This window comes from Enterococcus sp. DIV0236, from assembly GCF_050558525.1.
Lineage (GTDB): Bacteria > Bacillota > Bacilli > Lactobacillales > Enterococcaceae > Enterococcus > Enterococcus faecalis.
The window spans coordinates 454097-468584 of sequence record NZ_CP187891.1; the positions used below are offsets into that span (position 1 = coordinate 454097).

The window sequence follows — 14488 nt, forward strand, 5'->3', positions numbered from 1 at the left end:
TGTCGATGTGCTTTTTTATTGTTGCGCTTCACGTATTTTTTTCTTGAAATAATAAATCGTGCTTCCCAAAATGAATAGAAAAACCAGCGTGATGCTACTCACCAGTTTCCAAGGGAAATTGGTGTGTTTTTCAGGTGGGAGGTTGACGGCGGTAGCATTGTATTTTTTAGCTTCTTTTTCTTGGATGACTAAGTGTTTTTCCCACGAATAGTCTTGATAGCCATCGTTTACTTTGATTTTTACAGTATAATTTCCAGGAACAAAAGGTTGTTCCTTTAAGTCAATCCGATAATTAAAATTTGTATTAGGGGCCATTGTTAACGACTCTTGGTGATTTTCGTAGCGAGGTTTAGCTTCTTTTTCATAATATAAAGAGGCATCGACTTGTAATTTTTTAATCATAGCCGCTTGTTTGTTTTGGAGATTCATTAATACGCGGTTACGACCGTTAGCTTGATCGGTTTTTACTTCATTTAAAGATAATTCTGGCTGAACAGGTTCATCTGTTTCACTAAGTAAGACGCCGACTACATAAGAAAAACGATTATTGATGGCCACACCGTTTTCTGAGTGAGCAGGTTGTTCATCTGACTTTTGTTCAAAGTAGAGTCCTCCTAAAACATACCCATTAAATGGTTTTTCCGGTAAAATAAGCTGACATTCAACAGTCTTGGTTGAGTGTTTAGGTAGTTGGATTTCTTTTGGTAATTGCGCAATCTCATTAAAAGTAAAAGGTGCAGATGGGTCTTTTTTTGTTTCAGCATGAGAATAATCTGCCAAGCCATTATCATTAGTAATCGCTGCATTGGCTGAAGCTAGCACGGTAATGTCGTTGGCTGTTTGATTCGTTAGTTCGATTTGTAGCTTTTGTGTTTGGTTTGGAGCGACACGTAGATCAAAATAACTTGTTTCTTTGGTTCGTTGATTGTCGGGTAAAATGGCTTTTACAGAAAAAGTCATTTCGCTTGCTTCTACAGAATAAGAGCCAATAAAAAATAAAAAAATGATGATGCTAACAGCATGAAGCCATTTAAAAAGCTGCTGATTCATAGTGTGCACTCCTTTTTGACAATTTTTTATAACAAGGTATTGCATGAAACAACTTCATGCAATACCTTGTTTGTTTTCTTTTAAAGTGGTGTATCATCCAAAATCCAAGTAAGCGTTGTTTTATATTGTTTAGCTGCAACTTTTTTCGTTGTCGCAGGAACAGTTAATTGAATGCCTTGAGCAGCGGTCGCTCCGCTACCAAAAGCTAATGTCCAAGTGCCCATTCCTGTTGAAAGAGCGGCAGTCGCCACAGGAGAAGTGGCGGCACCAGTTGGATCCAAGGTTACTGGGACCGTTAATGGCGCCAAAGAAAGTAACTGTGTTGAATTGGGTGTTGCTGCTAAAAAGGTCAAGGACGCATTATCCAAAACAGCGGGTGTTGAATCACTTGTAGCAAATTGCGCACTCTGTTTAACTGATAATTTCCAGCCAAGATTTAGACCACGTTTGTCAGTTACTTGGACATAGTTTGGCACGCTAATTAAATCGCCAGTACTATTTTGTACTTGGTCCAGTTGTGCCGAATAGATTGCTGTTCCGGCTTGAATTTGTTTTGATCCAAAATGGATATTTGAAACATAGTCAATACTAAGGGGTCCGGCTGTACCAGGTTGATGAGGATCAGCAGGATTAGGTGTCACAGGCTGAGAAGGGTTCGTCGGGTTGACAGGTGGCGTGACAGTATTATCAAGAGCAAACGTAATATCAGCGTTGGATTGAATAGAAGCGACTTGAGCTGCTTCAACTTTTGGACTATTTAAAAGCATAAGAGGCGTAGCAACGAACAAAATGCTTGAAATGCGCACGATCTTTTTCATTTTTTATTCCTTCTTTCTTGTTTATTTTTAACTTTTAAAAAAGCTAAATCCTAATTAGAGGGGTGTATCAGAAAGAATCCATTGTAATTCGGCAGTGTAAGATTCTTTGACCGTTAAATTAAGGTCAGGAGCAACGCTTAAAAAAAGTCCATTTTGTTGGTTCCAAGGAATTTCTACATTGTTATCGTCCGTTGCGGTGTATTGATAAACTTCGGTTGCTAAAGAGGAGATAGGAAAATCACTGCCATTTTTTCGATAAATGAAAGCTTGCTGGATCGTTTTATTTGTAGAAGTTGAATGCATGGGCTGACTCTCTCTTACCAACAAATGCCATGGTGTTTTTGCAACACGACCATCGGCAATGAGGAAAGGAGCGCTAATGGTCGATGGTGAGTAGAGGGTTCGTTTGCTGGGAAAAGGTAAATTTTTAAAGGAAACTGTAGTTGGCATCTGCACAAAACGGAGGGTACCGTTTTTGATAGGTAAAGACTGTTCTTTAGTGATTGGCGTAATTGGCGTTCCGCCACCATCATTGCCAGTAACCGTGCTAGAAAATAAAAGAAATTGGTTTATCCATTCTTCTGTAACCGTTGCTGTATATTGTAAGGTGAATTGTGTATTGGCTTCCGTAAAATTATCTGCTGGCAGCGAATTATGATAACTCCAATACGGCAAACCAGTGGAACTATCAGTTAAAAGTTGAAGCCCAGCTATTGGCGTACTTAAACCTGCTGCTGATTGTTTTGTTAATGTAGCAGCTGAAAGTTGGGACAGTCCTTTAGGCACCGTTGCTCGTAATTGCTGATTCATCCACGTTGCTTGTTGATTGGTTAAACGTGTGGTTAACGTAAAACGAATGATTTGACCACTTACGACAGAGTTTGCAGCTTCCCAGAGCCCTTGTGCATTTTTCCGCTCAATGATTTGCGTGACCGTTAGTTGAGGCACAGAATAAGCAACTGTTTGAGAAACAGTAGAACTGGTTAGCAAAGGCAGGCCAGTGCGATTGCTGAGCCCTTGGACCCACAAGCTGACCGTTTCTCCTCCTTGGAAAGTGGGTAAATTAGCAAATTGAAAATGGCCATTGGAATCTAAGGACGTTGTGTAAATAGAACCACCATTTATTTGTACTTTAACTTGATAGGTTCCGTTAGATGCTTGAGAAGCTTTACCTGAAAGTTGAGTTGAGCCGGCATTAGCGACTACGTTTGTGACTGGTTGGATTGACCAATTGACACTTTGGTCAGCTGAGGGGCTGCTTTGAATATAGTCGGTTGACGTTTTTGAACGAGCAAAGACAATTGTAGAGAGCGTGTCGCCATATTCTAATGGTGAAGCTAAAGAGGTCGAGAAATTTCCGGCTGCATCGACAGAAATCCCTTTCACCACAATGGGGGTAGTGGTGCCATCATGGCGGTTCAAGGTTAATTGAACAGAGTAGTTATAGTTTGGGTCTTGTACTTGTTGAATGGTCCCTGTTACAGTAGTGTCCAGATGATTTGGTTGAGTTAGTTTGGCTGGTGTGACTTGAGGAACGGGATAATTACCTAAACTAAGTTGAGCTTTGCTAATTACGCCTGTTTTTGTATTGTTCCCAATAATAATATTAATTGCACCTAATCCAGTGCCGACATCTGTAAAGGTTCCTCGAATCGGATAGTCTTTGCCGTTAAGAGCAGGAGGGATTGAAATTCCTCGTTTATAAAGTGCGCCGACATCAAACGAAATGGCGGCAGACCATTTGGTTCCGGGAAGTAACACCAAGGTGCTACTTGGAAAAGTCAGATAAACAGAATGATAAGTGCTACTATAAGAGAGGCTGACGCCGTTAGTTGAACTGTGAATATCTTGAGTGGCTGTTCCTGGATAACTGACAGTCCCTGTTAAAAGAGTCAGAAAATCTTGTTGCTTTAGAGTGTCGTTATCTAACTGGCTTGAAATTTCTGTAGGAAGTTGAATAGCAATAATCGGTCGATCATTAATTGCTAAGCCGATAAGTGTCACACTGTATTCATACGAAAGTGTGATAATATCTTGGTTATACGTTCCCGTGCTTAAGGTACTTTTTAAGGTGCTATTACCAACAGAAACACTAGCTGGCGTAGGTGCCATAGGTTCATCGTTTTCAGAGGAAGCATGGGTTTGCTCGGTTTCTTGTTCCACGATATCGGTTGCTTGAGTTGTTTGTTTTGTTGAAACTGAAGTAAATGTTTCACTAAAAGTAGAGGCGTGAGTTGTAGGGTTCAGTGTTTCAGAATGAGCTATCAAAGGTTGAGTCAGCGATAAAAAAAGCCATGATATGATGCAAGAAAAGATTCCCCATACGAACTTATTCAAAACCATCCTCTCCTTTTTTGATATTATATGTATAATGACGAAAATATATAATGTGTAAATATTGAGTACATACATTCTATAATGGGCCATTCATAAAGTAAAGCGATTACATCCAATTGTGAACAAGATATTTTGTTCACAATCTTTTAGTGTTTTAAGAAGGAAATTTCTCGAAATTCAATGCTTTTTTAATCCGAAAAAATTAAAAAACTGATAGTTTGCTAAAAATCGAGTCTTTCTTTCACTTCTTAGCACTTAAAATATTTACATTTTCCTAGGGATAGTGTACTATTTAAAGGTATGCATAAATAAAGTTTGATGTATAAAATTAAATGTTATTCGGAGGGAAACAAATGTCTGCGAAATGGGAAAAAAAAGGCACTAATGATGGTGTATTAACTTTTTCAATCGAACAAGCAGTAATCGAAAAAGGATTAACGCAAGCGTTCAATAAAGTGAAAAAAAACTTAAACGTACCTGGTTTCCGTAAAGGAAAAGTATCACGTACTGTTTTTAACCGTATGTATGGAGAAGAAGCGTTATACGAAGATGCGTTAAACGCTGTTTTACCAGAAGCATATGAAGCGGCTGTTTTAGAAGCAGGAATTGAACCAGTAGCACAACCAAAAATTGATGTTGAAAGCATGAATAAAGGGGAAGACTGGGTTATCACTGCTGAAGTAACTGTAAAACCTGAAGTAAAATTAGGCGAATACAAAAACTTAACAGTGTCTAAACAAGACCGTGAAGTAACAGATGAAGACGTGGAAGCACGTTTGAAACGCGAACAAGAATCTCAAGCTGAATTAGTAATCAAAGAAGATGCCGCTGCTGAAAACGGCGACACTGTAGTTATCGACTTTGAAGGCTTCTTAGGCGACGAAGCATTTGAAGGCGGCAAAGGCGAAAATTACTCATTAGAATTAGGTTCTAATTCATTTATTCCAGGCTTTGAAGACCAATTAGTTGGCAAAAAAGCTGGCGAAGAAGTAGAAGTAAACGTTACTTTCCCTGAAGATTACCAAGCAGAAGATTTAGCTGGTAAAGAAGCAGTCTTCAAAGTAACTGTTCATGAAGTAAAAGCAAAAGAATTACCAGAATTGGATGATGAATTTGCAAAAGACGTTGACGATTCAGTAGAATCATTAGACGAATTAAAAGAAAAATTCCGTAAAGAATTGACAGAAGCAAAAGAAGCAGCAGCTGAAGAAGCAAAAGACGAAGAAGCAATTCGTTTAGCTGTTGAAAATGCTGAAATCGTTGAATTACCACACGTAATGGTTCACGACGAAGTTCACCGTTCAATGGATGAATTCTTAAACAACATGCAACGTCAAGGAATTTCTCCTGAAATGTACTACCAATTAACTGGTTCTACAGAAGAAGATTTACACAAACAATTTGAAGGCGAAGCAGAAACACGCACAAAAACAAACTTAGTGATTGAAGCAGTTGCCAAAGCTGAAAACATCGAAGTAACACAAGAAGACATCGATGCTGAAGTGAAAGATTTAGCAGAACAATACAACATGCCTGAAGCGCAAGTACGTAAAGTATTAAACAACGACATGTTAGAACACGATATTCGTATGAAACGTGCTGTTGAAACAATTACTGAAACAGCTGTTGAAAAATAAACATTTTTAATAAGCTCTTCATTCGATAGAGTTTTCTAAAACTGTAGATGGAAGGTGTCTTTCATCTACAGTTTTTTTCATATAAAATAACTTTTGAAAGGGTGTGTCAAAATGGATAAAAATTATTCGAAAATTAAATATGGATTAGTGGTGTTTGGCATCTTATGCTTGACGTACAATCTCTGGGAATTTTTTACGGCTAAGTATTCAACAAAACAAGGTGTGACGTTTGTTATCGAATGTTTACTTGGAATTGGGCTGATCTTTTTACCAGATCTTGTCAATAAATTTTTAAAAATTATTATGCCACCGACTATCGTTTATTTTTACTGGTTTTTCTTATTTATTTCAGTATTCCTAGGAACTTCGTTGCATATGATTTCAATCATTTCGTTCTGGGATAAAATTTTACATTTTGTTAGTCCGATGCTGTTAACTGCTGTGGGTTATGGTATTGCTGCTTTCCTATTGAAGAAAACGAAGTACGCCGATGTTTCCCCGTGGTTATTTTTATTATTTGGGTTTGCATTTGCAGGGCTTTGTGGCGTCTTCTGGGAATTCTGGGAATTTATCTGCGATTCATTAGGGAACATGAACTTACAACGCTATAATATGTCCAACGGCCAACCATTTATTGGGCGTGCTGCTTTAATGGATACGATGGGGGATTTATTTACCAATACCCTTGGGGCCTTTGTGATGGGCGTGTACACGTATATCAGAAGCAAAGGAAATCCTGAGTATTTAGAAAATTATGCGATAAAGAGAAAATAATAAAAAAGCGATTCAACCATGGTTGAATCGCTTTTTTGCTGTTTTTTTAAGCAGGTACTTCGACAGGTTTTTTCAAAAGTCCGTAGACAATTCCTGAAATAATCGCCCCAATTAAGATGAACAATAGATATAGTAATGGATTACTTAATAGGAAGACGACGAAGATTCCTCCATGTGGTGCCAATAATTTGATACCAAACGCACCAACCAACGCACCAGTAAAGGCAGAACCTACCACAAAACTTGGAATCACACGTAATGGGTCAGCTGCTGCAAAAGGAATTGCCCCTTCAGTGACAAAAGAAAGTCCCATTACAATATTGGTTAAGCCGGCATCTTGTTGATCTTTTGTAAATTTATTTTTAAATAAACGAGTTGCTACGAAAATTGCTAATGGAGGAACCATTCCGCCAGCCATTACAGAAGCCATGACCACGCTGCCACCTTCTGCAACAGTACTTGCTAACGTAGCTGTACCGAAAACATAAGCAGCTTTGTTAACTGGTCCACCTAAGTCGATGGCCATCATACCAGCTAATAAGGCACCAAGTAAAGCTGCATTTGTGCCATCTAAGCCAAGTAGGAAATGATTTAACGCATCATTAATTGCTTTCATCGGGATGTTAATGACTAACATTAATAAGCCCGTAATAATCAAACCAAAAACTGGATAGAATAAAATGGTTTTAATTCCATCTAATGATTTTGGCAAGCCTTTGAAGACTTTACGTAAAAGAACCACTACATAACCAGCTAAGAAACCACCGATTAGGGCCCCAAGGAACCCAGCTCCGCCAGCATTTGCTAATGCACCAGCCGCGAAACCAGCAACTAAGCCTGGACGATCCCCAATACTAGAAGCAATAAAACCAGCTAAGACAGGTAACATAAAGCCAAATGCTGCGCCACCAATTTGATTAAACCAGCTAGCTACGTCATTGTAATTACCTAAGTTGGCTAATTGATCTTGAGGAACCCCGATAAATTGATCAATCATAAAGGAAAGAGCAATGGCAATTCCGCCACCAATAACGAAAGGTAACATATGAGAAACACCATTCATTAAATCTTTATAGATACGAGAACCGATTGAACCTTCCGCTGAATCCTCTTGGTCGCTTGCAGCCGAGTCACTGCCATGGAAAGTAGGAGCTTCACCACTAATGGCTAAGTTAATTAGTTCTTCGGTTTTACGAATTCCATCACTGACGGGACGATTGACTAATTTTTTACCATCAAATCGATTCATTTCTACTTTTTTATCGGCTGCAACAATCACGCCATCAGCACGAGCAATATCTTCAGCAGTTAAACGATTTTTAATTCCTTCTGAACCGTTTGTTTCTACTTTAATGTCTACGCCCATTTCTTTTGCTTTTTTCTTCAGTGCATCTTCGGCCATGTAAGTATGAGCAATTCCTGTAGGACAAGCAGTCACAGCAATAATATATTTACGATTGCTTTCTGGTGCTGGCGTTGTTTGTTCTTGTTCTGCTTTTTCTTCCGCTTCTTTTTGATCTTCCGCTGCTTGGAAAAGTGCTTGTACTGCTTCTGGAGTTTCCGCTTCTTTCAATTTGCCAACAAAGTCTGGATCAATAAGTAATCGAGAAAGGGCCGCAAGCGCTTGGAGATGTGTATCATTGGCGCCTTCTGGAGCAGCAATCATGAAGAATAGATAAGTAGGTTGTCCATCTAGTGCTTCATAATCAACACCTTTTTTACTTTTAGCGAAAAGAACTGTCGGTTCTTTTACGGCACTATTTTTTGCGTGAGGCATAGCGATGCCGTCGCCTAAACCAGTCGATGTTTGTGCTTCGCGTTTTAAAATTCCTTCTTTGTAAGTGTCAATGTCAGAGATGCGGCCACCATCGTATAATTTTTGGACCATTTCATCAATCGCGCCTTTTTTATCAGTAGCTTGTAAATCCATAATCATGACATCTTTTATTAATAAATCATTAATGTTCACTCTATTTTCCTCCCTTAGTGGATTTATTCTGAAATTTTTTCAATTGTTACTTCGTGAATAAGTTCTTGGATAAAATCTTCTGAGGCTAAATCATCAGAAAAAGCAGTCGCGCTACCGCAAGCGACACCCCATTTGAAAGCCTCTAAAGGATCTTGTGTTTTTGAAAAGTTGCCAATAAAACCAGCAATCATTGAGTCGCCAGCGCCGACAGAATTTTTCAGTGGACGTTTTAAAACGTTGGAACGATAAACACCTTCTGTTGTGAAAAGTAATGCACCATCACCAGCCATTGAGATAATTACGTGTTGTGCTCCTTCTTCTAGTAACCGATGTCCATAAGGTAAAATGTCTTCAACACTTGTAAAGATTGTATGATATAATTCTGCCAACTCATGATTATTTGGCTTGACCAATAAAGGCTTTTGTGACAAAGCGTTCATTAAATCTTCACCTGTCGTATCAATAACAAATTCTGCGCCTTTTTCCTTCACAATTTGGATTAATTCTTCGTAAAATCCTTTGCGTAGAGAAGCAGGTGTACTTCCTGAAAGAACAACAATATCACCAGCCTGAACACGACTAACTGCTTGTTTTAGTTCTTGAATTTCTTCGTTTGTTAGGGCAGGTCCTAAGCCGTTAATTTCTGTTTCAGTATCTGATTTCAATTTAATGTTGATTCGTGTATCAGCAGACACGGGAGTGAAATTCGTTTGGATTTCTTCTTTTTTCAACCAATCGGCAATGAATGAGCCTGTAAAACCACCTAAAAAACCTAAGGCAGTGGATTCTGTCTCCATACGTTTTAAAATACGTGAAACGTTGATTCCTTTGCCGCCAGGTAATTTAAAATCATTCGTCATCCGATTTAAATCACCAATTTGTAGATGATCGACATGAACGATAAAGTCGATAGAAGGGTTTAAAGTCACTGTGTAAATCATTTGTTTGCCTCCATTAAAATAGTTTTTTGCTGAAATCCTTGAAGCGATTCAGCAGGGCAGTAGTCAGTTAGTAAAGTAACTGACTCTAATTCTTCCACTTTGGTAAACGTTACTTCATTAAATTTTGTATGATCCAGTAAAACATAGGCTGTTTCTGCTTGATGAATAGCCAAGGCTTTTAGCGCTGCTTCTTCGGGATCAGGCGTTGTTAAACCAAACTCTAAATGTGCGCCGTTAGTTCCTAAAAAAGCTTTGTTAAAACGAAAATGTTGTAGCTGTTCCATACTAGTGGCACCAATGATTGCTTTAGTGGAGAGCTTCAAAGTACCACCAAGCATAATAGTGGGAATTTCCATATCGCTAAGTTTTGCAGCGTGATGCACGGAATTCGTCACTACATGGATTTGTTTCCCAACTAAAAAAGGGATCATTTCTAACGTGGTTGAACCAGCATCTAAATAGATCATATCGCCATCTTGTACACAACTAGCGGCTAAAGAAGCAATTTTTTGCTTTTCGTGCGTGTTTTTGATTGATTTTTCCGTCATGTTTTGTTCAAAGCCTAAATTAAGAATACGCTTAGCGCCGCCGTGAATGCGTTCTAACAAATTGGCGTCTTCTAATTCTTGTAAATCGCGGCGGATTGTGGATTCTGAAGCATTGAACAAGCTAGCAAGTTCTTGCGATTTGACGACTGATTTTTGATCTAACAATTGTAAAATTTTTTGATGTCGTTCTTCCGTAAGCATTTTCATCCCTCATTTCATGGATATAATAGCACAAATGAAAACGCTAATCAATCTAAAACGGTCAAAAACATTCAAAAAAATTAAAAAACAGTCATAAGAAAAAAAGAAAGCTGCTGAACTCAGGTTCAGCAGCTTTCTTTAATTCACTAAATCATTCGGTAAAGTTTTTTGATAAATCTCTTTTTTGACTTGGTAAGCGAGTTTTTCATCGGTCAAAATAATGAGCACATCGCCAACATGCATAACAGTATCACCATGTGTTAAAATTTCCGATTCGCCACGGCGAATGGAAGTGAGCAACATTTGTTTAGGCCAGACAAAATCACGTACCATCGTATCATCTAAGGAACTTTCTGCAGTGATAGGTAATTCAATAATCGTTTTGTGGCCACGAATATTACTTACTTTAGAAGGAACCAAACGTTCTAATAAGCTTTCATAAATTGGCTTGCCGCCAAGACTATCGATGGTAATATAACTAACTAAAGCGACAACTCCTAAAGACATTAAATGAGAAAAATTGCCGACCATTTCTGTTACTAAAATAATCGCTGTTAACGGTGCTTTACCAATCGCAGTAAAATAACCAGCCATGGCAAAAATTAAAAAGTTTTTCACAAAAATTGGATCCATCCCTACGTATTGGACAAGTAGACTGCCATACAATGTTCCGATAATGGCACCTAAAGTTAGAATAGGCAAGAAAATACCACCAGGGAGATTCGAACCGTAAGAAACCATTGAAAAAACAAAACGTAAAACCAGTAAGCCGACTAAAGCCCAAATAGTGGCCGGTTGATTGCCTAAAGCTAAAACAATTTGATTCCCACCGCCAAGTAAATGTGGAAAGAAATAACCAATCGGTAAAATCAAAATAAAAGGAATAAAACCATAATAATTAGAAGAAAGGCCTTTGATTTTTCCATATACTTTTGGTAAGGACAACAATGTTTTTTGATATATCCAACCTAATAATCCTAGCAAAACGCCCAGCAGGACTAATGTCCAATAGTACTCTAAAGGCAAAGATTTAACCGGACCAATATAAAGAACTGGTTGCAATCCGAAGAAATGCAAAGAAACAAAGTTAGCGGAAATGGCCGCAGAAAAAGAGGTTAACCAAACTAAAGGTGAAAAGGAATGGTGAACCTCTTCTAGAACAAATAAAAGTCCTGCGATTGGTGCATTAAAAGCGGCGGCTAAACCAGCACTGGCACCACTACTGATTAAAATTTTTTCTTCAGACTTGGTGCTTTGCCGCCATTGACTATAGCCTTGTCCAACCACTGCACCTAGTTGAATTGAAGGACCTTCACGTCCCAAAAATAGCCCAGGACTAATCGCTAAGATCCCACCGATAAATTTTTTCCAAAGCACTGGAAACCAGTGAATTTCTAATTGACCTTGAAGTTGTCCTTCCACTTGGGGAATGCCACTGCCTTTAATTGCTGGTTCGCTTTTGATCAGTCGTCCTAATAAATAAGCAAGCACGAGAGAAAATAAGAACCAAGGAATCATCCAAAAGGGTTTTTCGTGAAACGTTTGATACAGATGCACGACTTGTTCGCCAATTTTTTCAATGCCTAAGCGAAATAAGCTGACAACAAAGCCGACCAGGATTCCGACGACGATGCCTTTAAGGATAAAGCCGATTCGGGTACCATCTAATTGTTTAATTTCATGTACATCATTATTCATTTCATTTTTAGCCTCCATCACTACTTACTAATGTACTGCGGTTTGACTTGATTTACAAGAAAATTTCATATAAAAAGAAAAAGATTTTTTGTTCTTTTCTAAAGAACTTCAAAGGGATTTTTGGTATACTGTATAAGATTGAAAAAAGAGAGAGGACGTTTAATATGACACAAAAACATGCCTTGGTTCAGGGAATGAATCCTCGACAAGAAGAAGCCGTTTTGCATACAGAAGGACCACTGTTAGTCATGGCTGGTGCTGGTAGTGGAAAAACGCGGGTTTTAACACACCGAATTGCCTATCTAATTGAGGAAAAAGAAGTAAATCCATGGAATATTTTGGCGATTACGTTTACCAATAAAGCTGCTAAAGAAATGAAAGAGCGTGTAAATAAATTACTGGAAACGGGTGGCGAAGATGTATGGGTCTCCACTTTTCACTCTATGTGTGTAAGAATTTTACGTCGTGATGTGGATCAGATTGGTTACAACCGTAATTTTACAATTATTGACCCATCGGAACAAAAAACATTAATGAAACGCATCTTAAACGACTTAAATATTGATTCAAAAAAATATGATCCTCGCTCAATTTTAGGTACGATTAGCAATGCCAAAAATGAATTACAAACGCCTGAAAAAGTTGCTGAAATGCAAGGTTCCTTATATGAAGAAATTGTCGCAAAATGCTATGAAGCCTATCAAAAAGAATTACGTAAAAACCAATGTATGGATTTTGATGATTTGATTATGAATACGATTCGTTTATTCAATGAACAACCAGATACGTTGGCGTTCTACCAAAATAAATTTCACTATATTCATGTGGATGAATACCAAGATACCAATCATGCACAATATACCTTAGTCAATTTATTGGCTGCACGTTTCAAAAATCTGTGTGTCGTAGGTGATGCCGACCAAAGTATCTATGGTTGGCGCGGGGCGGATATGCAAAATATCTTGGATTTTGAAAAAGATTATCCAGATGCCAGTGTAATTTTGCTAGAACAAAATTATCGGTCCACCAAAAACATTTTGGCGGCTGCGAATGATGTCATCAAAAATAACCGTAACCGCCGCGAGAAAGAACTGTGGACAGAAAATATAGACGGTGAAAAAATTGTCTATTATCGCGGGGACACAGAACGGGATGAAACACAATTTATTGTGAGCCAAATCCAAAAAGAAATGCGGGAAAATGACCGAATTTATGGTGATTTTGCGGTATTATATCGGACCAATGCCCAATCCCGTGTAGTGGAAGAAATGCTCTTGAAATCTAATATTCCGTATACCATGGTGGGCGGACATAAATTCTACGACCGTAAAGAAATTAAAGATATTTTGGCTTATTTAAGTTTGATTGCCAATCCAGATGATTCGATTAGTTTTGAACGAATTGTCAATGAACCAAAACGAGGAATCGGTAAAAGTTCAATTGAAAAATTACGACTATTTGCGGATACGCATGGTTGGGCTTTGCTGGAAGCTGCCCAAAATGTTGATTTGGCAAATATTTCAGGAAAAGCGGGTAAAGAGCTTGGTAATTTTGGCATGATGATTCAAGACTTAACGAAAACAGTGCCCTATTTAACGATTACAGAATTGGTGAAAGAAACTTTACAACGTAGTGGTTATCGGGAAGCTTTGATGGCGCAAAATAATTTAGAGTCTCAAGCTCGCTTAGAAAACTTGGACGAATTTTTATCTGTGACACAAGAATTTGATAAACGTTTTGAAGCGCAAAACAACGACGATCCAAATGGCGAAGAAACAAAATTGGCGGATTTCTTAACAGATTTAGCCTTGGTTTCTGATTTAGATAATTTAGAAGAGAGCTCTTCGCAGGTAACCTTAATGACGTTGCATGCGGCCAAAGGGCTGGAATTTCCAGTGGTCTTTTTAATGGGCTTAGAAGAAGGGGTTTTCCCATTATCACGTGCCATGCTAGAAGAAAGTGAACTGGAAGAAGAACGGCGCTTGGCTTATGTTGGTATCACACGAGCGGAAGAAGCCTTGTTCTTAACGAATGCTTATTCGAGAACATTATATGGTCGCACGCAATATAATCGACCAAGTCGCTTTTTAGAAGAAATTGAGGCGGAGCGTTTAATGAAACAAGGGGCGGCGGCCAATTTACAGAAAGCTCCAGCGCGCACCTTTGATCCTAAAGTATTCAAGCCCAGCGCAAGTAAACCAGCTTATACACAGCCAGCTACAAAATCAGTTAGCAACAAAGTGGCAAGTGGTGGCGAAAAAGTTTCCTGGCAAGCAGGTGATAAGGTCCAACATAAAGCATGGGGCGTTGGTACAGTCGTTCGTGTAGGCGGTTCGGCCAAAGACTTAGAGTTGGACATTGCTTTCCCAGAAAAAGGCATTAAACGGTTGTTAGCGGCATTTGCACCAATTGAAAAAATTTAACATGCAAAATAGGTCAGCGATTTAATGAGAAATCATCATTAGATAAATTCTTTTTATTTTCTATCTTAGTGTAAATGTGTTAAAAAGACGAT

10 protein-coding genes are annotated in these 14488 nt (G+C 38.5%); 3 read left to right on the top strand and 7 right to left on the bottom strand.

Annotated features, from left to right (window positions below; translation table 11 throughout):
- Positions 1 to 15 precede the first annotated feature (15 nt).
- The 3 genes from IGK27_RS02275 to IGK27_RS02285 are packed head-to-tail and all read right to left on the bottom strand — an operon-like array spanning position 16 to position 4295.
- Complete coding sequence (locus IGK27_RS02275) at positions 16 to 1095, bottom strand: DUF916 and DUF3324 domain-containing protein (RefSeq protein WP_002404767.1); 1080 nt, start codon at positions 1093 to 1095, stop codon at positions 16 to 18.
- 35 nt (positions 1096 to 1130) lie between these two features.
- The gene (locus IGK27_RS02280) at positions 1131 to 1868 is read right to left on the bottom strand and encodes a WxL domain-containing protein (RefSeq protein WP_002358689.1); all 738 of its coding nucleotides are present in this window, start codon (positions 1866 to 1868) and stop codon (positions 1131 to 1133) included.
- A gap of 54 nt (positions 1869 to 1922) precedes the next feature.
- Positions 1923 to 4295, bottom strand: coding sequence for a hypothetical protein (locus tag IGK27_RS02285; protein ID WP_430596426.1), 2373 nt, complete (start codon positions 4293 to 4295; stop codon positions 1923 to 1925).
- 263 nt (positions 4296 to 4558) lie between these two features.
- Between IGK27_RS02285 and tig the strand changes: the two genes are divergently transcribed.
- Together tig and IGK27_RS02295 are read left to right on the top strand one after the other, a co-directional pair.
- On the top strand, positions 4559 to 5842 hold the full coding sequence (gene tig / locus IGK27_RS02290; protein ID WP_002355556.1) for a trigger factor: 1284 nt from the start codon (positions 4559 to 4561) through the stop codon (positions 5840 to 5842).
- Between the two features lie 111 nt (positions 5843 to 5953).
- The gene (locus IGK27_RS02295; RefSeq protein ID WP_002355557.1) at positions 5954 to 6616 is read left to right on the top strand and encodes a hypothetical protein; all 663 of its coding nucleotides are present in this window, start codon (positions 5954 to 5956) and stop codon (positions 6614 to 6616) included.
- A 46-nt stretch (positions 6617 to 6662) separates the two neighbouring features.
- Here IGK27_RS02295 and IGK27_RS02300 read toward each other — a convergent pair whose 3' ends face one another.
- The 4 genes from IGK27_RS02300 to IGK27_RS02315 all read right to left on the bottom strand — a co-directional run bounded on the left by IGK27_RS02300 (position 6663) and on the right by IGK27_RS02315 (position 11973).
- Positions 6663 to 8585 (bottom strand): PTS fructose transporter subunit IIABC, encoded by a 1923-nt coding sequence (locus IGK27_RS02300; protein WP_002382993.1) that lies wholly within the window; start codon positions 8583 to 8585, stop codon positions 6663 to 6665.
- 23 nt (positions 8586 to 8608) lie between these two features.
- Positions 8609 to 9526 (bottom strand): 1-phosphofructokinase, encoded by a 918-nt coding sequence (pfkB, locus tag IGK27_RS02305; RefSeq protein WP_033626384.1) that lies wholly within the window; start codon positions 9524 to 9526, stop codon positions 8609 to 8611.
- Complete coding sequence (locus tag IGK27_RS02310; RefSeq protein ID WP_002381250.1) at positions 9523 to 10275, bottom strand: DeoR/GlpR family DNA-binding transcription regulator; 753 nt, start codon at positions 10273 to 10275, stop codon at positions 9523 to 9525. The genes pfkB and IGK27_RS02310 overlap by 4 nt, the downstream gene beginning before the upstream one ends.
- 138 nt (positions 10276 to 10413) lie before the next feature.
- Positions 10414 to 11973 carry a ClC family H(+)/Cl(-) exchange transporter gene (locus IGK27_RS02315; protein WP_002368023.1) on the bottom strand — a complete coding sequence of 520 codons (1560 nt, stop codon included), beginning with the start codon at positions 11971 to 11973 and terminating at the stop codon, positions 10414 to 10416.
- Between the two features lie 164 nt (positions 11974 to 12137).
- Here IGK27_RS02315 and pcrA point away from each other — a divergent pair, with 164 nt between their 5' ends.
- Positions 12138 to 14396 carry a DNA helicase PcrA gene (gene pcrA, locus IGK27_RS02320; RefSeq protein ID WP_002363179.1) on the top strand — a complete coding sequence of 753 codons (2259 nt, stop codon included), beginning with the start codon at positions 12138 to 12140 and terminating at the stop codon, positions 14394 to 14396.
- The last annotated feature ends 92 nt before the right edge of the window (positions 14397 to 14488 follow it).